Annotated in this window: 29 protein-coding genes; 26 read left to right on the plus strand and 3 right to left on the minus strand. The window is 43.5% G+C overall.

Annotated features, from left to right (window positions below; all coding sequences use genetic code 11):
* The first annotated feature begins 82 nt into the window (after window positions 1-82).
* From H8S88_RS01590 to H8S88_RS01625, 8 genes are all read left to right on the plus strand, one after another.
* Window positions 83-673 (plus strand): ATP-dependent Clp protease proteolytic subunit, encoded by a 591-nt coding sequence (locus H8S88_RS01590; protein ID WP_023024046.1) that lies wholly within the window; start codon window positions 83-85, stop codon window positions 671-673.
* A 130-nt stretch (window positions 674-803) separates the two neighbouring features.
* Entirely contained in the window at window positions 804-1,088 is a 285-nt protein-coding gene (locus tag H8S88_RS01595; protein WP_048689712.1) for a DUF2129 domain-containing protein, read from the plus strand.
* Between the two features lie 92 nt (window positions 1,089-1,180).
* A complete protein-coding gene (locus H8S88_RS01600) occupies window positions 1,181-2,338 on the plus strand; it encodes an ABC transporter substrate-binding protein (protein ID WP_006595827.1) in 1,158 nt (385 codons plus the stop codon).
* Between the two features lie 81 nt (window positions 2,339-2,419).
* On the plus strand, window positions 2,420-3,289 hold the full coding sequence (locus tag H8S88_RS01605; RefSeq protein ID WP_009731472.1) for a branched-chain amino acid ABC transporter permease: 870 nt from the start codon (window positions 2,420-2,422) through the stop codon (window positions 3,287-3,289).
* Between the two features lie 3 nt (window positions 3,290-3,292).
* Complete coding sequence (locus H8S88_RS01610) at window positions 3,293-4,240, plus strand: branched-chain amino acid ABC transporter permease (protein WP_048689708.1); 948 nt, start codon at window positions 3,293-3,295, stop codon at window positions 4,238-4,240.
* Window positions 4,240-5,004: an ABC transporter ATP-binding protein gene (locus H8S88_RS01615; protein WP_048689704.1), complete on the plus strand. Its 765-nt coding sequence runs from the start codon at window positions 4,240-4,242 to the stop codon at window positions 5,002-5,004. The genes H8S88_RS01610 and H8S88_RS01615 overlap by 1 nt, the downstream gene beginning before the upstream one ends.
* Window positions 5,004-5,714 carry an ABC transporter ATP-binding protein gene (locus H8S88_RS01620; protein ID WP_125334793.1) on the plus strand — a complete coding sequence of 237 codons (711 nt, stop codon included), beginning with the start codon at window positions 5,004-5,006 and terminating at the stop codon, window positions 5,712-5,714. Before H8S88_RS01615 ends, H8S88_RS01620 begins: the two co-directional genes overlap by 1 nt.
* 195 nt (window positions 5,715-5,909) lie before the next feature.
* Window positions 5,910-6,566, plus strand: coding sequence for a CBS and ACT domain-containing protein (locus tag H8S88_RS01625; RefSeq protein ID WP_125334791.1), 657 nt, complete (start codon window positions 5,910-5,912; stop codon window positions 6,564-6,566).
* 38 nt (window positions 6,567-6,604) lie between these two features.
* Here the strand turns inward: H8S88_RS01625 and H8S88_RS01630 are convergent, their stop codons facing one another.
* Window positions 6,605-7,492, minus strand: coding sequence for a YitT family protein (locus H8S88_RS01630; RefSeq protein ID WP_048689693.1), 888 nt, complete (start codon window positions 7,490-7,492; stop codon window positions 6,605-6,607).
* Between the two features lie 172 nt (window positions 7,493-7,664).
* Here H8S88_RS01630 and tmk point away from each other — a divergent pair, with 172 nt between their 5' ends.
* From tmk to H8S88_RS01670, 8 genes are all read left to right on the plus strand, one after another.
* Complete coding sequence (gene tmk / locus H8S88_RS01635) at window positions 7,665-8,303, plus strand: dTMP kinase (RefSeq protein WP_125334789.1); 639 nt, start codon at window positions 7,665-7,667, stop codon at window positions 8,301-8,303.
* The gene (locus H8S88_RS01640) at window positions 8,300-9,199 is read left to right on the plus strand and encodes a DNA polymerase III subunit delta' (protein ID WP_125334787.1); all 900 of its coding nucleotides are present in this window, start codon (window positions 8,300-8,302) and stop codon (window positions 9,197-9,199) included. The genes tmk and H8S88_RS01640 overlap by 4 nt, the downstream gene beginning before the upstream one ends.
* Window positions 9,200-9,203: 4 nt before the next feature.
* The gene (gene yabA, locus H8S88_RS01645) at window positions 9,204-9,524 is read left to right on the plus strand and encodes a DNA replication initiation control protein YabA (RefSeq protein ID WP_023024026.1); all 321 of its coding nucleotides are present in this window, start codon (window positions 9,204-9,206) and stop codon (window positions 9,522-9,524) included.
* A 2-nt stretch (window positions 9,525-9,526) separates the two neighbouring features.
* Window positions 9,527-10,411, plus strand: a complete 885-nt coding sequence (gene rsmI, locus H8S88_RS01650; protein WP_125334785.1) for a 16S rRNA (cytidine(1402)-2'-O)-methyltransferase — start codon at window positions 9,527-9,529, stop codon at window positions 10,409-10,411.
* Window positions 10,401-10,973: a GNAT family N-acetyltransferase gene (locus H8S88_RS01655; protein WP_125334783.1), complete on the plus strand. Its 573-nt coding sequence runs from the start codon at window positions 10,401-10,403 to the stop codon at window positions 10,971-10,973. Before rsmI ends, H8S88_RS01655 begins: the two co-directional genes overlap by 11 nt.
* Entirely contained in the window at window positions 10,966-11,454 is a 489-nt protein-coding gene (locus H8S88_RS01660; protein WP_125334781.1) for a methylated-DNA--[protein]-cysteine S-methyltransferase, read from the plus strand. The genes H8S88_RS01655 and H8S88_RS01660 overlap by 8 nt, the downstream gene beginning before the upstream one ends.
* 9 nt (window positions 11,455-11,463) lie before the next feature.
* The gene (locus tag H8S88_RS01665) at window positions 11,464-11,817 is read left to right on the plus strand and encodes an arsenate reductase family protein (RefSeq protein WP_125334779.1); all 354 of its coding nucleotides are present in this window, start codon (window positions 11,464-11,466) and stop codon (window positions 11,815-11,817) included.
* 84 nt (window positions 11,818-11,901) lie between these two features.
* Window positions 11,902-13,443 (plus strand): ABC-F family ATP-binding cassette domain-containing protein, encoded by a 1,542-nt coding sequence (locus H8S88_RS01670; protein ID WP_125334777.1) that lies wholly within the window; start codon window positions 11,902-11,904, stop codon window positions 13,441-13,443.
* Window positions 13,444-13,476: 33 nt separating this feature from the next.
* On the opposite strand, the gene H8S88_RS01675 is transcribed toward H8S88_RS01670, so the two are convergent.
* Complete coding sequence (locus H8S88_RS01675; RefSeq protein ID WP_048789568.1) at window positions 13,477-14,301, minus strand: peptidylprolyl isomerase; 825 nt, start codon at window positions 14,299-14,301, stop codon at window positions 13,477-13,479.
* A gap of 193 nt (window positions 14,302-14,494) precedes the next feature.
* On the opposite strand from H8S88_RS01675, the gene H8S88_RS01680 reads away from it, so the two are divergent.
* The 5 genes from H8S88_RS01680 to H8S88_RS01700 all read left to right on the plus strand — a co-directional run bounded on the left by H8S88_RS01680 (window position 14,495) and on the right by H8S88_RS01700 (window position 21,255).
* Window positions 14,495-15,259 (plus strand): hypothetical protein, encoded by a 765-nt coding sequence (locus H8S88_RS01680; protein ID WP_048789569.1) that lies wholly within the window; start codon window positions 14,495-14,497, stop codon window positions 15,257-15,259.
* Between the two features lie 78 nt (window positions 15,260-15,337).
* Window positions 15,338-15,880 carry a hypothetical protein gene (locus H8S88_RS01685; RefSeq protein ID WP_048789606.1) on the plus strand — a complete coding sequence of 181 codons (543 nt, stop codon included), beginning with the start codon at window positions 15,338-15,340 and terminating at the stop codon, window positions 15,878-15,880.
* A 102-nt stretch (window positions 15,881-15,982) separates the two neighbouring features.
* Window positions 15,983-18,337, plus strand: a complete 2,355-nt coding sequence (locus H8S88_RS01690) for a DNA translocase FtsK (protein ID WP_048789570.1) — start codon at window positions 15,983-15,985, stop codon at window positions 18,335-18,337.
* A gap of 101 nt (window positions 18,338-18,438) precedes the next feature.
* The gene (gene gloA2 / locus H8S88_RS01695; RefSeq protein ID WP_048689655.1) at window positions 18,439-18,825 is read left to right on the plus strand and encodes an SMU1112c/YaeR family gloxylase I-like metalloprotein; all 387 of its coding nucleotides are present in this window, start codon (window positions 18,439-18,441) and stop codon (window positions 18,823-18,825) included.
* Between the two features lie 84 nt (window positions 18,826-18,909).
* The gene (locus H8S88_RS01700) at window positions 18,910-21,255 is read left to right on the plus strand and encodes an HAD-IC family P-type ATPase (RefSeq protein WP_125334775.1); all 2,346 of its coding nucleotides are present in this window, start codon (window positions 18,910-18,912) and stop codon (window positions 21,253-21,255) included.
* Between the two features lie 61 nt (window positions 21,256-21,316).
* Here H8S88_RS01700 and H8S88_RS01705 read toward each other — a convergent pair whose 3' ends face one another.
* Window positions 21,317-21,661, minus strand: a complete 345-nt coding sequence (locus tag H8S88_RS01705; protein ID WP_006595849.1) for a DUF3397 family protein — start codon at window positions 21,659-21,661, stop codon at window positions 21,317-21,319.
* A 160-nt stretch (window positions 21,662-21,821) separates the two neighbouring features.
* Between H8S88_RS01705 and rplK the strand changes: the two genes are divergently transcribed.
* The 5 genes from rplK (at window position 21,822) to cvfB (ending at window position 25,483) form a co-directional block, all read left to right on the plus strand.
* The gene (rplK, locus tag H8S88_RS01710; RefSeq protein ID WP_006595850.1) at window positions 21,822-22,247 is read left to right on the plus strand and encodes a 50S ribosomal protein L11; all 426 of its coding nucleotides are present in this window, start codon (window positions 21,822-21,824) and stop codon (window positions 22,245-22,247) included.
* Between the two features lie 97 nt (window positions 22,248-22,344).
* Entirely contained in the window at window positions 22,345-23,034 is a 690-nt protein-coding gene (rplA, locus tag H8S88_RS01715; RefSeq protein ID WP_006595851.1) for a 50S ribosomal protein L1, read from the plus strand.
* Between the two features lie 180 nt (window positions 23,035-23,214).
* Window positions 23,215-23,946 (plus strand): UMP kinase, encoded by a 732-nt coding sequence (gene pyrH, locus H8S88_RS01720; RefSeq protein ID WP_006595852.1) that lies wholly within the window; start codon window positions 23,215-23,217, stop codon window positions 23,944-23,946.
* Window positions 23,947-23,964: 18 nt separating this feature from the next.
* Window positions 23,965-24,522 carry a ribosome recycling factor gene (frr, locus tag H8S88_RS01725; RefSeq protein WP_048689643.1) on the plus strand — a complete coding sequence of 186 codons (558 nt, stop codon included), beginning with the start codon at window positions 23,965-23,967 and terminating at the stop codon, window positions 24,520-24,522.
* A gap of 106 nt (window positions 24,523-24,628) precedes the next feature.
* Entirely contained in the window at window positions 24,629-25,483 is an 855-nt protein-coding gene (gene cvfB / locus H8S88_RS01730) for an RNA-binding virulence regulatory protein CvfB (protein WP_048717452.1), read from the plus strand.
* Window positions 25,484-25,486: the final 3 nt, after the last annotated feature.

The following is a 25,486-nucleotide window of genomic DNA, read 5'->3' on the forward strand; positions in this document are numbered from 1 at the left end:
GGAAGGAGAGCTAGCCTCTCGAATCAACCGGATGAAACTCGTGAGATGGTGCCGGTTATAATGGATAAAAGGAGATGAATGAATGATTCCAGTAGTAATTGAACAAACTAGTCGTGGCGAACGCTCATACGACATTTACTCACGCCTCTTAAAAGACCGTATTATCATGGTGACAGGACCGGTAGAAGACCAAATGGCCAATTCGATTATTGCCCAATTGCTCTTCTTGGATGCCCAAGATAATACCAAAGATATCTATATGTATATCAATACGCCAGGAGGCTCTGTCTCTGCAGGTTTGGCAATCGTCGATACCATGAACTTTATCAAATCAGACGTCCAAACCATCGTCATGGGGATGGCAGCTTCAATGGGGACTGTGATTGCATCAAGTGGTGCCAAAGGCAAACGCTTCATGTTGCCAAATGCTGAGTACATGATCCACCAACCAATGGGTGGTACTGGTGGCGGTACTCAACAAACGGATATGGCCATTGCAGCAGAACACCTCTTGAAAACACGTCACAGATTGGAAAAAATCTTGGCAGAAAATTCAGGTCAAACCATCAAGAAAATCCACGCTGATGCAGAACGGGATAATTGGATGACTGCAGAAGAAACCTTAGCTTATGGTTTCATCGATGAAATCATGGCTAACAACAATCTCGGATAAGAAATCTTAACCATCCAGCCCTCTCCTTTGACAGGAGAGGTTTTTTAGGACATTCTTTACTTTCTAGAAAAAGATAGTATTTTTACCTGAAATTTGCTATACTTGTAACAGAAGCAGAAAGGGATTGTGTATGTTTGAGAAGCAAGCTAGAACAGGCTTAATTGTAAAATTGTATTATAATCGAGATGCAAAGAAATTACAGGAAATTGGGGATGTGATCTATCATTCCAAAAAAATGCGCTATGTCCAGGTCTATGTCGATAGTCCTCAAGTTCTTGAAATTATGCAACAATTAAAAAAAGAACGCTTTGTAAAGAAGGTTCAAATTTGCCATATTCAAGAATTGGATCGTGATTTTGTAGGAAGTTTGCATCGTCAACAGGATGAAACACAAGTAGAAAACGCAATCATTTAAAGGATTGCGTTTTTTATATTGACAATTGTCAGATAATTCGGTATATTCTTAATATGTATTTATTTTAAGATTATTTAAGGAGATTATTACAAATGAAGAAAAAATTTGCTCTTTCATTTTTAACAATTGCAAGTGTCGCTCTTCTTGCGGCCTGTGGTGAAGTTTCAACTTCAGGTTCAAACACAACTGGTAACGAAATCGGCAAAGAACTAAAAATCGGTTTTAACTTTGAAAAAACTGGTGAAGTAGCAGCATATGGTAGTGCTGAACAAAAAGGTGCTCAATTAGCCGTTGATGAAATCAATGCTAATGGTGGAGCTGATGGTAAGAAGATTGTTGTCACAGACAAAGATAACAAATCTGAAACAGCTGAAGCAGCTACAATCACTACAAACCTTGTCACTCAATCAAAAGTGAACGCTCTTGTAGGGCCTGCTACTTCAGGTGCCACTGCCGCAGCTGTTGCGAATGCTGGTAAAGCAGGTGTTCCATTGGTAACACCATCAGCAACACAAGATAATTTGACAAAAGGTCAAGATTACCTTTTCCGTGCAACCTTCATCGATAGCTTCCAAGGACAAATCATTGCTAAATATACAACGGATAACTTGAAAGCGAAGAAAGTTGTTCTTTACTACGATAATTCATCTGACTATGCTAAAGGGATTGCTGAAGCCTTTAAGAAATCTTATAAAGGTGAAATCGTAGCAACAGAAACTTTCCAATCTAAGGATACAGACTTCCAAGCTGCTCTTACAAAAATCAAAGACAAAGACTTCGATGCGATTGTCCTTCCAGGGTACTACACTGAAACTGGTAAAATCGTAAACCAAGCACGTGGTATGGGAATCAAACAACCAATCATTGGTGGTGATGGATTTAGCGATGCTAAATTCGTTGAACAAGCAACACCTGCTGCAGCTACAGACATCTACTACGTAGCTGGATTCTCTACTGAAGGTGAAATGACTGATAAAGCCAAAAAATTCGTAGAAGCTTATAAAGCAAAATACAACGAAGAACCTTCAATGTTTGCAGCTTTGGCGTATGATTCAGTTTACATGGTTGCAGAAGCATCTAAAGGTGCGAAGAACTCTGTCGAATTGAAAGACAACCTTGCGAAGTTGAAAGACTTGGAAGGTGTTACTGGTACAATGTCTATTGACAAAGACCATAATCCGGTTAAATCTGCACTTATGATTGGCTTAAAAGATGGTAAAGTTGAGTCAGTTGAGTCGGTTAAACCTTAATTATCATTTGTTGTTTGTACAAGAGGCTGGGAGAATGAAAATTCCTGGCCTCGCTCTTTATTATTAGAAAGGATGGTTCAAATGCTCCAGCAATTAGTGAACGGTCTAATCTTGGGAAGTGTCTATGCACTCTTGGCCCTTGGTTATACTATGGTGTATGGAATTATCAAATTGATCAACTTTGCCCATGGGGATATCTACATGGTAGGTGCCTTTATGGGGTATTTCTTATTGAACTCATTGAAAGTTAACTTCTTTGTAGCCTTGCTTCTAGCTATGGTCGGGACAGCTATTTTAGGGGTTGTGATTGAATATCTGGCTTATCGTCCGCTTCGTCATTCGACTCGGATTGCAGCCTTGATCACAGCCATCGGGGTTTCCTTCTTGCTTGAATATGGGATGGTCTTCTTTGTAGGGGCCAATACCCGTTCCTTCCCGCAAGTCATTGAAACTGTTCGTTACAACTTTGGTCCTATTTCGATCTCTAACATTCAGTTGATGATCTTGGGAGTGTCTATTTTCTTGATGGTCGCTCTTCAATTTATTATCCAAAAGACAAAGATGGGGAAAGCCATGCGTGCCGTTTCTGTCGACAGCGATGCCGCTCAATTGATGGGGATTAACGTAAACCGGACCATCAGCTTTACCTTTGCCTTGGGATCAGCTTTGGCAGGTGCTGGTGGGGTTTTGATCGGTTTGTATTACAACTCGATCGAGCCTTTGATGGGGATGACACCAGGAATCAAAGCCTTTGTCGCAGCCGTTCTTGGAGGAATCGGAATCATTCCAGGTGCTGCCCTAGGTGGATTTGTCATCGGTTTGTTGGAAACCTTCGCTACAGCGATCGGTCTTTCAGACTTCCGTGATGCCATTGTGTATGCTATCTTGATTGTGATCTTGCTCATCCGTCCAGCAGGTATCCTCGGTAAAAATGTGAAAGAGAAGGTGTAAGCCATGAAACAAAATTTAAAAGTGAATTTAGTCTGGCTTGGTCTTTTGGTCGCAGGTTTTGCCTTGATCCAAGTCTTAGTAGCAGCGGGTGTGCTCAACCTCTTTTATATCCAAATTTTGGAACAAATTGGGATTAATATCATCCTTGCTGTTGGTTTGAACCTCATCGTTGGTTTTTCAGGTCAATTCTCACTCGGACATGCTGGATTTATGGCGATTGGTGCCTATTCTGCAGCCATTCTCGGTTCCAAATCACCAACCTACGGGGCTTTCTTTGGTGCGATGGTTTTAGGTGCTTTGATCGCAGGTCTCGTTGCCTTGATCGTTGGGGTTCCAACCCTTCGTTTGAAAGGGGACTACCTCGCGATTGCGACACTGGGGGTTTCTGAAATCATCCGGATTTTGATCGTCAATGGGGGTACTCTGACAAATGGTGCCGCTGGGATCCTTGGTTTGCCAGCCTTTACAACCTGGCAATTGGTTTACCTTTTTGTCGTGATTACAACCATCTTTACCATCAACTTCTTACGCAGTCCAATTGGGCGTTCCACCCTTTCTGTTCGTGAAGATGAAATTGCAGCAGAATCTGTTGGGATCAATACGACCAAAGTTAAAGTTATTGCCTTTGTTTTCGGTGCGATTACAGCAGCGATTGCAGGATCTCTCCAAGCCGGTTTCATTGGATCTGTCGTTCCGAAAGATTATTCCTTTACTAATACCATTAATGTCTTAATCATTGTCGTTTTCGGTGGTTTGGGATCGATGTCAGGAACAGTTGTGGCGGCCATCGTCTTGGGGATCTTGAACATGGTGCTTCAAGACTTCTCAAGCGTTCGTATGATCATTTACTCCTTGGCTTTGATTCTCGTGATGATCTTCCGTCCAGGTGGTCTTCTTGGAACATGGGAATTCAGCTTGAAAAAACTACTCTCAAAAAAGGAGGCTAACTAATGGCACTTCTTGAAGTAAAAAATTTAACAAAAAACTTTGGTGGTTTGACAGCCGTTGGGGATGTGACCATGGAACTCAATGAAGGGGAATTGGTTGGGTTGATCGGGCCCAACGGTGCCGGTAAAACAACCCTCTTCAACCTCCTAACAGGAGTATATGAACCAAGTGAAGGGACCATTACCTTAGATGGTCACCTATTAAATGGTAAAGCACCTTATAAAATCGCTGCAGGTGGTCTGGGACGGACTTTCCAAAATATTCGTCTCTTTAAAGATTTGAGCGTTTTGGACAATGTCTTGATTGCCTTTGCCAACCACCACAAACCACATGTCTTTGCGAGTCTTTTCCGCTTGCCAAGCTATTACAAGAATGAAGAAGCTTTGAAAGCAAAAGCCCTTGAATTGTTAGCCATTTTCGGTTTGGAAAAAGAAGCAGATACTTTGGCTAAAAACTTGGCTTACGGACAACAACGTCACTTGGAGATCGTTCGTGCCCTTGCTACAGAGCCAAAAATCCTCTTCTTGGATGAACCTGCTGCAGGGATGAACCCTCAAGAAACAGCAGAATTGACCCAATTGATCCGTCGCATTCAAAAAGAATTTAATATTACGATTATGTTGATCGAGCATGATATGAGCTTGGTTATGGAAGTAACAGAACGGATTTATGTATTGGAATATGGCCGCTTGATTGCCCATGGTACGCCAGATGAAATCAAGAATAACAAACGTGTAATCGAAGCCTATCTAGGAGGTGAAGCCTAATGTCTATGTTAAAAGTTGAAAATCTTTCTGTACACTATGGCATGATCCAGGCTGTCCGTGATGTCAGTTTCGAGGTAAATGAAGGGGAAGTTGTTTCTCTTATCGGTGCTAACGGTGCTGGGAAAACATCTATTCTTCGTACCATTTCAGGTTTGGTGCGTCCAAGTGCTGGGAAAATTGAGTTTTTGGGTCAGGAGATTCAAAAGGTTCCGGCTCAAAAGATTGTATCAGCAGGACTCTCCCAAGTTCCAGAAGGCCGTCACGTCTTTCCAGGCTTAACCGTTATGGAAAACTTGGAAATGGGAGCTTTCTTGAAGAAAGATCGAGAAGAAAATCAAGCTAACTTGAAGAAAGTCTTTTCTCGTTTCCCACGTTTGGAAGAACGGAAGAACCAAGATGCAGCCACCCTATCTGGTGGAGAACAACAAATGCTTGCAATGGGTCGTGCCCTCATGTCGACGCCAAAACTCTTGCTTCTGGATGAACCTTCTATGGGATTGGCTCCAATCTTTATCCAAGAAATCTTTGATATCATCCAAGATATCCAAAAACAAGGGACAACTGTTCTCTTGATTGAGCAAAATGCCAACAAGGCCCTTGCCATCGCAGACCGAGGTTATGTTCTCGAAACAGGGAAAGTCGTTCTTTCCGGAACAGGAAAAGAACTCTTAGCCTCTGAAGAAGTCCGCAAGGCCTACCTTGGTGGATAAGAGATAAAAAAGAGCCTTTGGGCTCTTTTTTAAAAATGGTTTGGCTACAATTAGAAAATTTGGTTCTCATAGGGAAGAATACAAGGATTATTAGGCAATTCTGAATTTTGAAAACAAGAGAAAACTGCTGAAAGCGTTTGAAATCATTCTAAAAATCAAGTATAATAAAACTAAGAAAAGCATAGGAGAATGATTATGGCTGTTAAAGATTTTATGACCCGTAAAGTAGTGTATATTAGTCCAGATACAACAATTGCTCATGCGGCAGATTTGATGCGGGAACAAGGCTTGCACCGCTTGCCAGTCATTGAAAATGACAAATTGGTCGGCTTGGTGACAGAGGGCACGATTGCAGAAGCAAGTCCATCTAAAGCAACAAGCTTGTCTATTTTTGAGATGAACTATCTGTTGAACAAGACCAAGGTCAAAGATGTCATGCTTCGTGATGTCATTACTGTCTCTAAATTTGCCAGCCTCGAAGATGCGACCTATCTCATGTATAAGAACAAGGTGGGAATTCTTCCGGTTGTAGACAATGACCAAGTATCCGGTGTCATCACAGACCGTGATATTTTCCGTGCCTTCCTCGAAGTATCCGGTTATGGAGAAGAAGGAGTTCGTGTTCGCTTTGTGACAGAAGATAAGGTTGGTGTTCTAGAACAAATCATTCATTTGATTGTAGAAGAAGGATACAATATCGCCAATACAGTCAATATCCCAACCAAAGATGATCATGTCGTTATCGAAGTTCAGATTGATGGCATTACCGATACGGAAGTTATCAAGAAGAAATTTGAAGAAAATGGTATTTGTGTGGATGAAATTAGTCGCACATCTGCAAAAGCCTTTTAAATAAAGAAAGAGCCTGAGATATTCTCAGGCTCTTTGTTTTAGCGAGCAATGGGTTGCTTGTTGGTATCCAAGGTAAATCCTTCTCCTAGGATTTCGTGGGCTTCTGTAATGGTAATGAAGGCAAATGGATCGATCTTATTGATGATATCTTTCATTTGTTTCATTTCATTCCGTGAGACCACGCAGTAGACAATCTTCATTTCTTGTTGGCTATAATAGCCCATGCCGTTTACGAAGGTGACTCCTCGGCCCAAATCAGTCGTGATTTGTTTGGCAATTTCATCCGGTTTAGATGTAACCACGAGGAATCCTTTTCCTGCAAAACCTCCTTCACCGACGATATCAATGACGACGGTGTCAATCAGGATAAAGAGGAGGGTGTAGGCTGCAATTCGGAAGTCCTTAAAGACGATCAAAACAGTTGTCAAGACGATGGCATCCACAATCAACATGAGGCGTCCCATGGAAAGCGTCGTGTACTTGTTAAAGATACGCGCGACAATATCGGTTCCACCTGTTGTTCCTCCAGCGTTGAAGATAATCCCCAGTCCAGTTCCAAGGATAACCCCTGATCCGATACAGGCCAGAAGGATATCTCCATCAAGAGCCGTAAAGACTGCAGTTTGAAGATGATGACTTCCAGGGATCAGCTCGAAGATGGCCATCCAAATAGAGACCGAAAAAGTTCCAATCAAACTGAGATAGAGGGATCGGAGCCCCAGTAATTTCCAGGCTAGGAAAAAGAGGGGAATATTGATGGCCAAGTTCATGACCGAAACGGGAATTTTAAAGAGGTAGTAGGTAATCAGGGTAATCCCTGTAGCTCCTCCCTCATAAAAGTGAAATGGAATGACTAAAAAGAAGATTCCAAAAGAAAAAATGCCAGCCCCCAAAATAATGGCCAGAATATTTTTTGCCTTAAACATGCTCGTTCTCCTATTCATTTTTCACCATACATTTTACCAAAAAAAATGAAAAATAGGAAATAATTTTCATCAATTTTCACGAATTCGGACAGGATTTTTACCCCTATTTTTGGTAAAATAAAAAGAAGTGATGCATGCTAGAGAAATGAGTATAGAAAGTTAAGATAAGAGAATGAAACAGGGAACATTAATTTCAATTGAAGGCCCAGAAGGTGCAGGGAAATCCTCCGTTTTAGAAGCCTTGCTACCACGCTTGGAAAAGGCAGGGATTGCCTATATTACCACGCGGGAGCCAGGGGGTGTCGAAATAGCAGAAAAAATACGCGAGGTCATTCTAGATCCATCCCATACGGAAATGGATCCCAAGACAGAATTGCTTCTTTATATCGCCAGTCGTCGCCAACACTTGGCAGAACGTGTCCTTCCAGCTTTGAAAGCAGGGAAGCTAGTTATCATGGATCGTTTTATCGACAGTTCGGTAGCATACCAAGGCTTTGGGCGTGGATTAGCAGTAGCGGTTATTGAATGGTTGAACCAATTTGCGACCGATGGTCTCAAGCCAAATCGGACCTTCTATTTTGACATTGATGTAGAAGAAGGGTTGGCGCGAATTGCTAAGAGTGCTAGCCGTGAAGTCAATCGCTTGGATCTAGAAGGACTCAGTCTCCACCAGAAAGTCCGTCAAGGCTATCTGGCCATCCTCGAAAAAGAACCGCAACGTGTGGTGAAAATTGATGCCAGTCAACCTTTTGACCAGGTGGTCGAGGATACTTGGCTATTATTGAAAGAAGTCTTGGAGATCAGTGAATGAAGTTAGAACAAGTGCAAAAACTTCAACCTCAGTTAGTGGATCGCTTCCAAGCTATTTTAGAACAAGACCGCTTGAGCCACGCCTATCTCTTTACAGGAGATTTTGGCAGTTTTGAGATGGCCCAGCTCTTGTCCCAAAGTCTCTTTTGTACGGATAAGAAGGGTGTTTGGCCCTGTGGGACTTGTCGGGCTTGTCGCTTGATTAAAGAGGATGAATTCTCAGATGTAACGGTTATCCGACCGGTCAATCAAATCATCAAAACGGATCGGATCCGGGATTTGATCCAGCATTTTTCTCAGTCAGGCTACGAAGGATCTAAGCAAGTCTTTATCATTTGCGATGCAGACCGGATGCATGTCAATGCGGCCAATTCCCTCCTCAAGGTGATTGAAGAACCTCAGAGTGATGTTCATATTTTTCTGCTGACAGCAGATGAGCAGCTGGTTCTCCCGACCATAAAAAGTCGGGCGCAGCAGGTCCATTTTCCAAAAAACCAAGATTTCCTAAAAGAGTATCTCCTTCAGGAAGGTCTCTTGCTTCAACAAGCAGATCTGTTAGCCAACTTTAGTCAAGGTTTCCAAGAGGCTCAAATTCTCGCTCAGAATACCTCCTTTTTCGATTTGGCGAGGGAGTGTGAGCGTTTCGTTGCAGCTTGTCTAAAAGCAGATCCGCATATCTACTTACTGGTCTCTCGCTTGGTTCAAGAGACGGATGATAAAGAAAAGCAGGCCCAAGCCTTTCGCTTGCTGGAATTGCTCTTTGCACGCTCCATCAGTCAGTCCTTAGGAAGAGACTATCTAGAAAAACTGGTCTTGGCCAAACAGATGTGGGAACGGAATGTGAGTTTTCAAAATGCTCTCGAGTATATGGTCCTACAGTTGAAAAATAGAAGGTAAAGAGATGAATAAAAAAGAATTATTTGATGCTTTGGATGGCTTCTCCCAGGAATTGCTGGTTACATTAGCAGAGGTTGAAGCCATAAAGAAAAATCTCAAGCTCATTGTCGAGGAAAATACTGCTCTGCGTCTTGAAAATGATAAATTGAGAGAGCGCTTAGGAGAAGTGGAGAAAACCAGCTCCCCTAAATTCCATCGCAATGGTCGCGAAAATTTACAAAGAATTTACAATGATGGATTTCATGTTTGTACAGACTCCTATGGTCAACGTCGTGAAAATGATGAAGAGTGTATTTTCTGTGATGAATTGTTATTTAGGGAGTAAACATGCAGATTCAACGAAGTTTTAAAGGGGATAAAGCGACAGGGACTCTCTTTTTAGTGCCAACTCCAATTGGCAATCGGGATGACATGAGCTACCGCATGATCCAAACTCTAAAAGAGGTGGATCTGATAGCGGCGGAAGATACACGCAATACAGGACTCTTGCTCAAGCATTTTGAGATTGCGACACCGCAAACCAGCTTTCACGAGCACAATGCTATGGAGAAAATCCCTGATTTGCTTGCTCATTTAGAGTCTGGAAAGGACCTGGCCCAGGTATCGGATGCAGGACTGCCTAGTATTTCGGATCCAGGTCATGACCTGGTCAAGGCGGCTATTGAACGAGAAATCCCTGTTGTGGCAGTTCCTGGCCCGAGCGCCGGCATTACCGGCCTAATTGCCAGTGGCTTGGCACCCCAGCCCCATATCTTTTATGGTTTTCTTCCACGCAAGGAAGGGCAGCAAAAGGCCTTTTTCCAGGAAAAGCTAGCCTATCCTGAGACCCAGATCTTTTATGAGTCCCCGCACCGGGTACGAGCGACCCTTGAAAATATGCTGGCAGTCTATGGAGACCGTCCGGTTGTCCTGGTCCGAGAACTGACCAAGATCTATGAAGAGTACACGCGAGGGACCATCACAGAGTTAGTGGACTATCTAGAGGGAAATCCCCTTAAAGGAGAGTGCCTCCTGATCGTGGAGGGGGCCAGTGAGCAGGAGCCAGATCTAGAAGAAGTGGATCTGATCCAAGAGATTGATTTCCTGGTCCAATCTGGTATGAAAAAGAACCAGGCGATTAAACAGGTTGCCAAACAATTTGGGCTACAAAAGAGTGAACTTTATGCCCGTTACCACCAAGAGGAAGAAAAAGGAGAGTCTGATGGAAATTAGAATGGCCTATCCCAATGAAATCAATCGGATTATGGAAATCATCCAAGATGGCAAGGATAGCTTAGCTGCAGCTGGCGTGGACCAATGGCAGGATGGTTATCCCAATCAAGAAATCATTTTTGAGGATATCCTAGAAAGCCGTGGTTATGTAGCTGTAGAGAATCAAGAAGTCGTAGCCTATGCCGCTCTCTATAAGGGAAATGAAGCTGCTTATAATGACATTTATGAAGGAAAATGGGAACATGATAATTATCTCTATATCAGTTTCCACCGGGTCGCTGTTGCCAAAGAAGCCGCAGGTCGAGGAGTAGCCCAAACCTTCCTTCAAGGTTTGATCGAAGGAGAAAAGGGCCCAGATTTCCGCTGTGATACCCATCCTGACAACAAGGTCATGCAACACCTTTTAGAGAAGTTAGGCTTCCATTACTGTGGGAAGGTACCAATTGATGGGGTTCGTCTCGCTTATCAGAAGATCAAACGAAAGGCAGAAACCAGCCTCTTCCAAGTGATTAGCGAAGATGATCGTTGGGACTACCGTGCAGAACAGTCTCAAAATGACTAGTTTTTATCGGCAACTCTATCAGAGTCCCTTGGGACCTCTATCTATTGTGGTGGATGAAGACAGCCTAGTAGGGATCTGGTTTTGTGACCAAGCCAATTGTGAGCAGGGGCTTGAGCATATCGAAGCAGCTTGTCAGCCACTTCATGAAGCTGTCTTTGAATGGCTGGATCAGTACTTTTTAGGGGAAAATCCTTCCATGCCCTTTCCCCTGTCTCCTCAAGGGACAGACTTTCAACAAAGGGTTTGGGCCTATCTAGCTCAGATTCCCTATGGGGAGAGTCGGACTTATGGAGAGATTGCCCATGCCTTGTCTTGCAGATCGGCTCAAGCCATCGGTCAAGCAGTAGGTCGGAATCCCTTGCTCCTCCTCATCCCGTGTCACCGGGTGCTGGGGACGGAGAAAAAGTTGACAGGCTATGCGGCTGGACTAGATCGCAAGCGTTGGCTGTTGCATCATGAGGCCATAACTTGGAAAGAATAAGGAGAAAAGATGTTATCATTTATTGAATACCCAAAATGTTCAACCTGCCGCAAGGCGAAATCGGAGTTAACGAGCTTAGGCTGTGAGTTTGATTGCCAAGATATCGTGGTGGACACACCGACCAGTGAGCAACTACAAATCTGGATCAAGGAGTCTTCACTACCAATCAAATCATTCTTTAACACCAGTGGGATGAAGTATCGGGAATTGGGCTTGAAAGACAAGGTGGATCAGCTTTCGGTAGAAGAAGCGGCAGACCTTTTAGCTAGTGATGGTATGCTGATCAAACGCCCTCTTTTAGTGAAGGACGGAAAAGTTGTTCAAGTGGGCTACCGGAAACCATATGCGGACTTAGGTTTGTAAGAAAAAAGGGAGTTGGACTCCCTTTTAATTCTGTCTTGAAGATGATATAATCATACGAGTGAAATCAATGAAAGAGAGTCAATCATGAGTATTTTAGAGGTGAAAAATTTAAGCCACGGCTTTGGAGACCGGGCTATTTTTGAGGATGTGTCCTTCCGCTTGTTAAAGGGAGAGCATATCGGATTGGTAGGGGCCAATGGTGAAGGAAAATCCACCTTCATGAGCATCGTGACGGGCAAGATGCAACCCGACGAAGGGAAGGTCGAGTGGTCTAAGTATGTGACCGCTGGCTATCTTGACCAGCATGCTGTCCTAAAAGAAGGGCAAACGGTGCGCGATGTCTTGCGGACAGTTTTCGACGAGCTCTTTAAAGCAGAGGCTCGCATCAATGACCTCTATATGGAAATGGCTGAAGATGGAGCGGATATGGATGCTCTCATGGAAGAAGTCGGAGAGCTCCAGGATCGGTTAGAGAGCCGGGATTTCTATACCTTGGATGCCAAGATAGATGAAGTGGCGCGTGCTCTTGGGGTCATGGACTTTGGTATGGAGACGGATGTGACGGCCCTGTCAGGTGGGCAGCGGACCAAGGTCCTTTTGGCTAAATTGCTCCTTGAAAAACCAGATATCCTTCTCTTGGACGAGCCAACCAACTACTTGGATGCAGAGCACATCGATTGGCTCAAACGCTATTTGCAGAACTATGAAAATGCCTTTGTCCTTATTTCCCACGATATTCCTTTCTTGAACGATGTGATCAACATCGTCTACCATGTGGAAAATCAACAGTTGACCCGCTATTCTGGGGACTATTACCAATTCCTCGAAGTCTATGAAATGAAGAAATCGCAATTGGAAGCGGCTTATGAGCGCCAACAAAAAGAGATTGCTGACCTCAAAGATTTCGTGGCCCGTAATAAGGCGCGTGTGGCAACGCGGAATATGGCCATGTCTCGTCAGAAGAAGCTGGATAAGATGGAACTCATTGAGTTGCAAAGCGAGAAACAAAAACCTTCCTTTGAATTTAAAAATGCCCGCACACCTGGACGCTTTATCTTCCAGGCCAAGGATCTCCAAATTGGCTATGAACGTCCCTTGACCAAGCCTTTAAACTTGACCTTCGAGCGCAATCAAAAGGTAGCCATTATCGGAGCTAATGGGATCGGGAAAACCACTCTTTTGAAGAGTCTTTTAGGAATTATCCCTCCAATTGCTGGTGAAGTCGAGCGCGGGGATTATCTTGAGCTTGGCTATTTCGAGCAAGAGGTTGAAGGAGGCAATCGTCAGACACCGCTAGAAGCAGTCTGGAATGCATTTCCAGCTCTCAATCAAGCAGAGGTTCGTGCAGCCCTTGCCCGCTGTGGCTTGACGACCAAGCATATCGAGAGCCAAATTCAGGTGCTATCCGGTGGGGAGCAAGCCAAGGTACGCTTCTGTCTCTTGATGAACCGTGAAAACAATGTCTTGGTACTAGACGAGCCGACCAACCACTTGGATGTGGATGCCAAAGAAGAGTTGAAGCGAGCCCTGAAAGAGTACAAGGGATCGATCCTCATGGTTTGCCACGAGCCAGATTTCTATGAAGGCTGGATGGACCAAATCTGGGACTTTAATGAATTGACGTAAACACAAAAAGAGAACCGTGCGGTTCTCTTTTGCTTACTTCTTGAAATCGTAGTCTTTTACGATTTCCATTTTTTCAATTTTGACATCTTCTTTTGGTTTGTCTTTGTCGTCCGTTTCAACTTCGGCGATTTTGTCGACAACATCCATGCCGTCGATGACTTGTCCAAAGACAGTGTAGTTCCCACCATCAAGGGTAGGGTTTCCACCATTCTTATAGGCTTCGATGATTTTAGCAGGGAAGCGCTCAGTTGGAAGCTTGCTAGACCAGTCTTCTTTATTTTGGTTAATATAGAATTGGCTACCATTTGTATTTGGACCGGAATTGGCCATGGCTAGAGCACCACGAAGATTGTAGAGGTAAGGGGAGTATTCGTTTTCAAAGCCTGCTCCCGAATCTTTAGAGGTATCTTTTCCTTTCCAAATGGACTCACCACCTGTACCATCTCCTTTAGGATCTCCTGTTTGGATCATAAAGTTATTAATCACGCGGTGGAAGAGGAGGCCGTCATAATAACCTTCCTTAGCGTGGGTTAAGAAATTCTCAACGGCTAAAGGTGCGTATTTCGGAAAGAGCTTAACGGTAATGTCCCCTTTGTTGGTCGTGATTTTCACGACAGCTTCATCTTCAGCAACTTCGTTTGAGAGCTGAGGAAAGACTGCATTTTCATTGGTCATCGCATCTTGGATATCCTTACGAAGCTGATCTAATTTCTTTTGTTCACTAGCATCTACGCTAGAAGTAGTTGATTGCTTAGTTTCTGAAGCCGAGCTAGAGGATGTCTTTGTATCTGATTGATTAGAGGCACATCCTGTCAAAGCTAAACCGGAAAATACAAGTAGGGCAATTAATTTTTTCATATTAATCCTTTCAACACATTAGTCTATCCTCTATTGTACCTTAATTTTCCATTTGATTCAAATCTATCCTTTGGATGAGGCGATATTCAGCTTGCGGGCCTATGAAAAATAAGGTATGATGAGAGGTAAGTCGTTTTGTTGGAAAATGAACGAATTCCTAAAATAAAACAAATCATGGATAGGAGGCTACAAGATGGATTATAAAACTCTACGTAAAAACTATAGACTCTATATTAGATCTGCTGGCTTGTTGGCAATGCTTCTGATTATTTGCATTGGGTTCGTGGTCAGAGATACTCTTCTTCAGACTGCTGGCCTCTTATTGGTCCTTGCAGGCTTGTTTTTATTTCTCCACTTGCTCAAGAAAAGCTACACCAACAAGTGCAACACCTTGCTTCATGTAGACTTAGATTTAGCTTTTTGGCAGCAATACCTTCAGTTGAACAAGAATGTGAAAAAGCCCATTTTACAGATCGATATGAAGCTGACATCGGTTGCCTATTCTTTTATGATGGGAGATTTTGATATTGTCATAAAGGAAGCTAGAGAAGCACTCAGCCAGAAGGAACTACCACAGAAATATAAGAACTTTTTTGAGAGTTATCTTATTCGTTCGATCGTCCTGACAGATCCTGATTTATCCAGGGAAGAGCTGGAGGCTCGATTAAATGAATTGACCATTACAGACCCTACACTAGCTGAGAAAACTAAAAAGGTCTGTCTTGCCCTTTATGATTTAACCATTGCCCACCAAAGCAATGATTATTTTGAAGGTTTAAGCAATGACTTCAAGTACCAGCAGTTGGAAATGATCTACTACCAAGCCTTGAATGCTACTTTTAAAGGCGATAAGTCTAGAGCGGAAGAGCTCTTTCGCAAGTTGGTTTCAGAAGATGAGTCGCTCTATATCGTTCGAAAGGCGCAACAATACTTGAAGGATGAGGGGAATTATCTATAAATCCTCCAATCAAAACAGAATTTTTCCAAATGAAGGTATAAATAGGTAAAGAGAGATAGGATTAAAATGGAGAAACAGATGACAACTATTTCAGATATACTAGAAAAATTTTATGCAGATCACGAGGTGAAACCTTATATTTCGCTTGAGAGAGACTTGGAAGCTTGGTTGTTGGATCCAAAGCCTGTTTCTAAACGAAACATGGAGTTGCTCCAAGATGGCTTGCTTGCGGGGGATATCATTCTCTTGTGGCGGATCCATTTTGGAACATTTACGACGGAGACTTGGTTTCCTAAGTACTTCGAATACACTTATGGGATTCATGCGCCGGAACATTTGAAGGTTTTGGTAGATAAGGGGTATGCTGTTATCGAATCCGCTTTTGATTCGCTGGACCATATCAATGCGACCATGAAAAAAGCCATTCTTAAAAAGAAGGGAGTCGCGGGCTTGTCCAAAATGAAAGCAGCCGATTTGAACCAAGCTTTAGCGAATCACTTTACCGAAGAAGAGTTGGCACAAGAGTTCACAGTTCGGGGCTATCAGTTGACGGAAAAAGGAAAACAAGCGTTGAAAGAGCATCAAGCCATCATCGACCGCCACCCAAAGAAAAATCTATAAGTAACAGTACCTGTGAGGTACTGTTTTTTGTTGTTTATGTCGCAGATGAGAGAAAAGGATTTTACTAGAGAACTAGTCTAGAAATGTGGTATAATAAAGGTTATGGCAAACAATAATCAATCAAAAAAAACACGGTCGACAAGACGACTGTCTAAAGCAGAAATAGAAAGAAAAAAAGCAATTCGCCGAATGATCATGACGATTGTCTTAACTCTCGTCTTCATTTTCGCCTTTTTACGATTAGGGGCCTTAGGCTTAGTGACCTACAACCTTATCCGTCTCTTGGTAGGTAGTCTGGCTTACGTAGCGATGACGGCTGTTATTGTCTACCTCTTCTTTTTCAAATGGATTGAGAAGCATGAGGGAACCTTGTCTGGCTTTTTAAGTCTTTTTGCAGGCTTGTTACTTATCTATCAAGCTTACTTTGTCTCCCTCTTGAAACTTGAAGGCTCTTCTTTCGGGCCAACCTTCTCACGTATCTTAGGGGACCTCGTGCACCTTCGCGTCTCTTCTTTTGCAGGAGGTGGTTTACTGGGTGCTATCTTGTACACGCCAATTGCCTTCTTGCTCTCAAACATCGGGACTTATTTCATTGGAGGACTCTTAATTGTGTTAGGACTTCTCTTGATGAGTTCTTATTCGGTTTATGACTTGTATGAGCAGGCTGTCGCATCTTTTCACTCCTTTATGGAAAAACGAGAAATTCGTCGCCAAGAGCGCTTTGTCGAGCGTGAAGAGAAGAAGACCCTTCAAGCAGAAGCAGAGGAGGCTGCCCGCATCGAGCAACTTGCAGAAGCTAGTCCCATGAGTACAGAAGGCTATCCTGTAGATCTTGAGACAGGTGAGGTCATAGAACCTGTAATCGAAGTAGAAGCACCTGCAGAGGAGGCCTACCCTCAAATTTATCTACCAAATGAAGAGGAAAGCTATTCGGAAGAATGGTCGGACGACTCCCCAGAGGAGATGGAGGAAGTCGCAGAAGAGGAGGATATGGATGAAGAAGTCACTGTAGACTTCACGCCTAAGGAACTCCTTCAATACAAACTTCCAACCATTGATCTCTTCGCACCTGACAAGCCCAAAAATCAATCCAAAGAGAAAAACATCGTTCGTCAGAATATCCGCATTTTGGAAGAGACCTTTGCAAGCTTTAACATCAAGGCGACAGTGGAACGGGCGGAAATCGGCCCCTCTGTCACCAAATATGAAGTCAAGCCGGCTGTCGGTGTGCGGGTCAACCGCATCTCCAACCTAGCAGATGATTTGGCCTTGGCCCTAGCAGCCAAGGATGTGCGGATTGAAGCGCCGATTCCAGGGAAGTCTCTGGTCGGGATTGAGGTGCCCAACTCAGAGATTGCGACGGTCTCCTTCCGTGAATTGTGGGAGCAGTCCAAAACAGACCCAGCTAAACTCCTTGAGATTCCTCTTGGGAAGGCTGTAGATGGTTCAGCTCGGACTTTTGATTTGGCTCGAATGCCCCATCTCTTGGTAGCGGGGTCTACCGGATCTGGTAAGTCAGTAGCGGTCAATGGGATCATTTCGAGTATCTTGATGAAGGCTCGTCCGGACGAAGTCAAGTTTATGATGGTCGATCCAAAGATGGTGGAGCTTTCTGTCTACAATGATATTCCTCACCTGTTGATTCCAGTGGTGACCAACCCACGCAAGGCCAGTCGGGCCCTGCAGAAGGTCGTTGATGAGATGGAAAATCGCTACGAGCTCTTCTCGAAAGTAGGCGCTCGAAATATTGCTGGCTTTAATGCCAAGGTGGCTGAGTACAATGCTCAGTCTGAGATGAAGCAAGTGCCCCTTCCTTTGATCGTGGTCATTGTCGATGAGTTGGCAGACTTGATGATGGTCGCAAGTAAAGAAGTGGAAGATGCCATTATTCGTCTGGGACAGAAGGCGCGTGCAGCAGGGATCCACATGATCTTGGCAACCCAACGGCCATCGGTTGACGTTATCTCAGGTTTGATCAAGGCCAATGTGCCTTCTCGTGTCGCTTTTGCGGTATCATCCGGGACCGACTCACGGACCATCTTGGATGAAAATGGAGCGGAGAAACTGCTTGGTCGTGGAGACATGCTCTTTAAACCGATCGATGAAAATCATCCAATCCGTCTGCAAGGCTCCTTTATCTCAGATGACGATGTGGAGCGGATTGTCAACTTTGTCAAAGAACAAGCTGAAGCGGATTATGATGATGCCTTCGATCCAGGTGAAGTATCTGAGTCAGATTTTGATGGAGGTATGGGTAGCTCAGACGAAGGCGATCCTCTCTTTGAAGAGGCAAAGGCGCTCGTGATTGAAACTCAAAAAGCCAGTGCTTCGATGATCCAGCGTCGCTTATCAGTTGGTTTTAACCGAGCCACTCGCCTCATGGAAGACTTGGAAGCGGCAGGTGTCATTGGGCCAGCTGAAGGAACCAAGCCAAGAAAGGTCTTACAGACCAATTAATCTTTCTTTAAATGAAGAAGGAATGAGATATTTGACAATAGCAAAAACCTGCCTGTACAAGGGGCAGGTTTTGTTTACGATAAAAAAGAAAAGGACAGCAGATGCATCTCGATACCATTCACCACATTGCCATTATTGGCCACGATTATGATAAAACCAGAGAATTCTATGTAGACAAGTTAGGCTTTGAACCTTTAGACGAACACCATCGACCAGAAAAGCAGGATATTCTCTTTAATATTCGAAAGGGAAACCTGACCTTGGAAATATTTATCAAACCAGATGCCCCCAAGAGACCCTTTCTCCCTCATCCAGAACATACCGGACTCCGTCATCTGGCTTTTAAAGTGGAAGATGTTCAAGCCTGTCTAGCAGAGTTTGACCAATTAGGAATCCCTCATACAGAGCTACGGGTGGATGATTTTGATGGGCGCAAAATGGCCTTCTTCTTTGATCCCGATGGCTTGCCTCTTGAACTTCACGAATAGGTCTACACAATCTTCGGTCTCTAGTCTCAAGCCAGAAGACATTCTTTTTGCTAAACTAGATACAGAAAAAAGAAAGAAGAAAATATGGAAGAGAAGCGATATAGCGGGCTAACGAATGAGCAAGTCCAAAGCAGAATTAGAGAAGGCAAACAAAATCGAGTAACCATTACGGCTGAAAAGTCAACCAGAGAGATTATTTATTCAAATGTCTTTACCTATTTTAACCTGGTTTTTGGTATTCTAGCTATCTTATTGATACTAGTACGGTCTTGGAACAATATGTTATTTGTTCCCATTGTGGTCGTTAACTCCTTGATTGGGATTGTTCAAGAATTGCGGTCTCGGCGGATTTTGAATAAGATGCGCCTCCTTCAAGTGGAGAAAGCTCGAGTGATTCGTGAAGGAGAACGGCTGGATCTTCCTGTCGACCAGGTGGTAGAGGGGGATGTCGTCTTGTTCCAAGCAGGGGATCAGATCTATGCGGATGCCAAGGTTCTGGATGGCTCGATCATGGTCGATGAGTCTCAATTAACAGGTGAAGCAGATGAAATCCCTAAAGGTGAGAATCAGAAACTCATGTCAGGAAGTTTTGTTATCTCAGGTCAAGCAGTTGCCGTCTTGGAACAAGTAGGAGATGCGTCTTATATTAATCAGCTGAGTCTATCTGCTAAGAAAGTCAAGGGACACGAAGAATCCGAAATGGTTCATGCTGTGGATGGTCTTGTCCGAATGATTGGAATGATTCTCATCCCGATTGGCTTGCTTCTGTTCTTGCAGAGCTATCTAGGAAATCAAGACTCCCTCAAAGTTAGCATTACCTCCATGGTCGGTGCCATCATTGGGATGATTCCAGAAGGGCTCTACCTCTTAATGACCCTGGCCTTGGTGCTTGGAGCAACCCGTTTAGCCCTTCAAAAGGTCCTACTCAACAGTATGAAGGGGATTGAAACCCTATCTCGTATCGACGTCCTTTGTCTAGACAAGACGGGAACCATTACCGAACACAGGATGCAGGTGAGTGAACTGCTCCCCTTGGCACTAGATGAAAAAGAAGGCAAAGAAATATTAAGTCACTATCTCCAAGCAAGTGAAGATCGGAATGATACCATCACGGCCATTCGGCAGTATCACTCAGTCCAAATAAGTGAAGTTTGGACCGTTCAAGACCGGCTTCCTTTTTCATCCAAGAAGAAATTTGGGGGCCTTCAATTCCAACAAGGTATTTACCTATTAGGGGCACCGGATGTTTTGCTTCGAGATGATCTCGATGCTTACCAAGAAGTCTGGCAGCGAGAGATTGAACGAGGGGCTCGTGTCCTTATTTTGGGGCATTACCAGGGGGAGCAATTGACGGAAGTATTAGAAGCTCCAGTCCTTCCCCTCCTAGCTTTGGTCTTGGAGAATCCCGTACGGTCGACTGCCCCTGAAACTTTCGCCTATTTCCAAAAACAAGGGGTGACCATCAAGGTTATCTCAGGGGATCATCCTGTGACAGTTGCTGCCGTTGCTCAGAAAGCAGGTATTCCTGATGCAGATCAAGTGGTAGACGCCAGTCAGCTCAAGACATATGAGGAGGTAGTAGATGCAGCACGGACCTACACAGTGTTTGGACGAGTTAGTCCAGAACAAAAACAAATCCTCGTAGAGAGCCTGCAGGCGGATGGTCATAAGGTTGGGATGACAGGGGATGGGGTCAATGACATTCTCGCTATGAAAAAGGCAGATTGTAGTATTGCCATGAATACGGGTCACGATGCGACCAAAAAGGTAGCTCAGGTTGTGCTTTTAGATTCAGACTTCTCCCACATGCCTTCGATTGTAGATGAAGGTCGCCGAGTGGTCAACAATATTCAGCGTTCGGCTAGTCTCTTTTTGGTTAAGAATATCTTTTCAATATTATTGGCTATTTTGGCCATTCTCTTTCATTTCACATATCCCATTCAGGCTTCTCAGATGTCCTTGATCAGTGGATTCACCATTGGAATCCCCGGTTTCTTACTGGCCTTGGAGAAGAATCGTGCCCGGATAGAAGGAGACTTTATTGAAACCGTGATAGAGCAAGCTCTTCCAGCTGCCTTGACCAATCTCATATCGGTCCTTTTTCTTGTGGTTCTGGGTCCTTTCCTTGGATTAAGTCAGGAAGATATTTCGACCATCTCAATTTACCTGCTAGCTTTGATTGGCTTTACAAAAGTATACCAACTCAGCCTTCCCTTCAATCATGTAAAATTGGGCATCATCCTTCTTAATGTAACTGGATTTTCTCTGTCGGTCTTTGTATTTTCTTCCATTTTTAATCTCAGCCACCTTCATCTGACTGGCTGGATCTTGACTCTTGTCCTAGGACTAGTCATGGAAGGAGTCTTATGGGTGATGAATCGTCTTGTCTATACCTTGGTGACCCATCTGCATAAGTCCAGAAACAAATAAAAAAAACGGTATTAACTAAATCATCTTGGATCTAGTTAATACCGTTGTTTTATTATTAAAATCAGATAAAGAGGCTAATCGTCATAATGAGGTAAAGGAAGAAGGTAATGAGAAAGCCTGCGCGCCAAAAGTACTTGAAAAATTTCGGATAGTAAAAGCTACGTCTCTTTTTCAAGAAATAGATAGTCAAGCCGATAGCTAAGAGGGACAAAGCTAATAACAATTGCGGCAACAAATTATGATAGTAAGCCGCATCTGAAATCAAATAGTATTCAAGCGCGAACAGAGGAAAAGCCAGATCGGCAAAATTCCAACCATATCGACGCAGTTTAAAGACTCGAATAATAATCCCACTGAGAATCAGGGTCAAAAAAATAAATACAAGGGAAGCAACTTTTATTAACATACCTCCATTTTATCACAAAAGTAAAAAAAGTGTGATGGAAATGAAATTTTTTCTTGCATTCGGAAGAAAATAGTGTATAATAGAAAGGTATGCGCAGAGCATACTTGTGGGAGGTAAAAATCTGTAATTACCGCCAAAACCACAAAGGAGGATTTAAGAAATGGCTAAAAAAGTCGAAAAACTTGTAAAATTGCAAATCCCTGCTGGTAAAGCTACTCCAGCTCCACCGGTTGGACCAGCACTTGGTCAAGCAGGTATCAACATCATGGGATTCACTAAAGAGTTTAACGCTCGTACAGCTGACCAAGCTGGTATGATTATCCCAGTTGTGATCACTGTTTATGAAGATAAATCATTTGATTTCGTTACAAAAACACCACCAGCTGCTGTTCTTTTGAAAAAAGCTGCAGGTGTTGAAAAAGGATCAGGTACACCTAACAAAACGAAAGTTGCAACAGTTACTCGTGCGCAAGTACAAGAAATTGCTGAAACTAAGATGCCAGATTTGAACGCTGCAAACATTGAGTCTGCAATGCGTATGATCGAAGGTACTGCTCGTTCTATGGGATTCACTGTTACTGACTAATTGTAGCAATCCTATTTGCCCGCAATACACTTGATCATGAGACGAGTGACGTGGGAGATGAAAATCGATATGACCACATTACAAGGAGAAAGATAAAATGGCTAAAAAAAGCAAACAACTTCGTGCTGCACTTGAAAAAATCGACAGCACAAAAGCATACAGCGTAGAAGAAGCTGTAGCTCTTGCAAAAGAAACTAACTTTGCAAAATTTGACGCAACTGTAGAAGTTGCTTACAACTTGAACATCGACGTGAAAAAAGCTGACCAACAAATCCGTGGTGCAATGGTATTGCCAAACGGAACTGGTAAAACTGCTCGCGTTCTTGTATTTGCACGTGGTGCAAAAGCTGAAGAAGCAAAAGCTGCTGGTGCAGACTTCGTTGGTGAAGATGACCTTGTTGCGAAAATCAACGATGGTTGGTTGGACTTCGACGTTGTTATCGCTACACCTGACATGATGGCTCTTGTTGGACGTCTTGGACGTGTCCTTGGACCACGTAACTTGATGCCAAACCCTAAAACTGGTACTGTAACAATGGATGTTGCTAAAGCAGTTGAAGAGTCTAAAGGTGGTAAAATCACTTACCGTGCAGACCGTGCAGGTATCGTACAAGCGATCATCGGTAAAGTGTCATTTGACGCTGACAAATTGGTTGAAAACTTCAAAGCTTTCAACGATGTTATCCAAAAAGCAAAACCAGCTACAGCTAAAGGTACTTACGTAACTAGCTTGACTTTGACTACAACTCAAGGTCCTGGTATCAAAGTGGATGTTAACTCACTTTAATTAGAAATCAAAGCTACCTTCGGGTAGCTTTTTTGACAATTCTTTCACTTAATTCTAAAAATATATCTAACTTCTGGCAGGGAATTGAAGTTGGAAGGTTTAAAATTTTTTTGATAGATATCACTATATAAATAACGCTTTTTGTGGTAAAATAATACAGATCATAAAAGGAGTGACAAAATGGTAGAACCTAAGTATAAACGTATTTTAATTAAGTTATCAGGTGAAGCGTTAGCCGGTGAACGGGGTGTCGGAATTGATATCAAAACGGTTCAAAAGATGGCCCTTGAAATTAAAGAAGTTCATGACCTTGGAATTGAAATTGCTCTCGTTATCGGTGGAGGAAATCTCTGGCGTGGAGAACCTGCGGCGGAAGCAGGTATGGATCGCGTTCAAGCAGACTACACTGGAATGCTTGGAACAGTTATGAATGCCTTGGTGATGGCGGATTCTCTTCAACAGGTTGGAGTAGATACTCGTGTCCAAACAGCGATTGCCATGCAACAAGTCGCTGAGCCTTATATCCGTGGCCGTGCCCTTCGTCACTTGGAAAAAGAGCGTATTGTTATCTTTGGTGCAGGCATTGGTTCTCCATACTTCTCAACGGATACAACGGCTGCTCTTCGTGCCGCCGAAATTGAAGCAGACGCAATCTTGATGGCTAAGAATGGTGTTGACGGCGTTTATAATGCTGATCCAAAGAAAGACAAGACAGCTGTGAAGTTTGAAGAATTAACTCACCGTGATGTCATCAATAAAGGCCTTCGTATCATGGATTCGACAGCATCGACCATCTCAATGGACAATGATATTGACTTAGTCGTTTTCAACATGAATGAGCCAGGGAACATCAAACGCGTTGTCTTTGGAGAAAATATCGGTACTACCGTTTCTAATAATGTAGAAAAATAAGGAAGTTAGAGGAATAAAATGGCAAATCCAATCGTAGAAAAAGCTAAAGAAAGAATGACTCAGTCTCACCAAAGTTTGGGACGTGAATTTGGAAGTATCCGTGCAGGCCGTGCGAATGCAAGTCTCTTGGATCGGATCTATGTTCAATATTACGGAGTTGATACTCCATTGAATCAAATCGCATCGATCACCATTCCAGAAGCTCGTGTGATGTTGATCACACCTTTTGACAAGTCTTCATTGAAAGATATCGAGCACGCTTTGAATGCTTCTGATCTTGGCATTACTCCAGCCAACGATGGTTCGGTTATCCGCTTGGTTATCCCAGCTTTGACAGAAGAAACTCGTCGTGACTTGGCCAAAGAAGTGAAAAAAGTCGGTGAAAATGCTAAAGTAGCGATCCGTAACATCCGCCGTGATGCGATGGATGAAGCCAAGAAGCAAGAAAAAGCTAAAGAAATCACTGAAGATGAATTGAAGAATCTTGAGAAAGAGATCCAAAAAGTAACCGATGATGCTGTGAAACATGTTGATGAAATGACAGCACACAAAGAAAAAGAATTGCTTGAAGTTTAATCATTTCCAGCAGTTTACAGAGGAAATGAACTCAGTTGGCACTGCTGGCTGAGTTTTATTTCCATTAAGGGGCTATTGATGAGCTTTAGCCAGAAAGAAGGAAAAAATGAATACCAACCTCGCACATGATATCGTGGGCCTTGTAACGGATGAGAATGATCGTTTTTACTTTGTCCAGAAGGATGGGCAGACTTATGCTTTGGACAAGTCTGAAGGAGAGCATGCACTTGGAGAATCCGTCAAGGGCTTTGCCTATACGGATATGAAGCAACGTTTGCGTCTGACCACCCTAGAAGTCACAGCCCGTCAGGACCAATTTGGCTGGGGGACAGTGACTGAAGTTCGCAAGGACCTGGGTGTATTTGTCGATACGGGTCTACCCGATAAGGAGATTGTCGTCTCTCTGGATATTTTGCCAGAAATCAAGGATCTGTGGCCGAAAAAAGGCGATAAACTCTTTGTTCGCCTAGAAGTTGATAAAAAAGATCGGATCTGGGGTGTCTTGGCCTACCAAGAAGACTTCCAACGAATTGCTCGTCCAGCCTACAACAATATGCAAAACCAGAACTGGCCGGCCATCGTCTATCGCTTAAAACTTTCAGGGACCTTTGTTTACCTGCCTGAGAATAATATGCTGGGCTTTATCCATCCAAGTGAGCGCTATGCCGAACCCCGTTTGGGACAAGTCTTAGATGCTCGGGTCATCGGTTTCCGAGAGGTGGATCGGACCTTGAATTTGTCCTTGAAACCACGCTCGTTTGAAATGCTTGAAAACGATGCGCAGATGATTTTGGCCTACTTGGAGGGGAATGGTGGCTTTATGACCTTGAATGACAAGTCCTCCCCAGAAGAGATTAAGGCAACCTTTGGAATTTCCAAGGGGCAGTTCAAAAAGGCTCTGGGTGGCTTGATGAAAGCGAAAAAAATCAAGCAAGACCAGTTTGGAACGGAACTAATCTAAGAG

The sequence above is a fragment of the Streptococcus sp. GS001 genome, from assembly GCF_021595565.1.
Taxonomy (GTDB): domain Bacteria; phylum Bacillota; class Bacilli; order Lactobacillales; family Streptococcaceae; genus Streptococcus; species Streptococcus xiaochunlingii.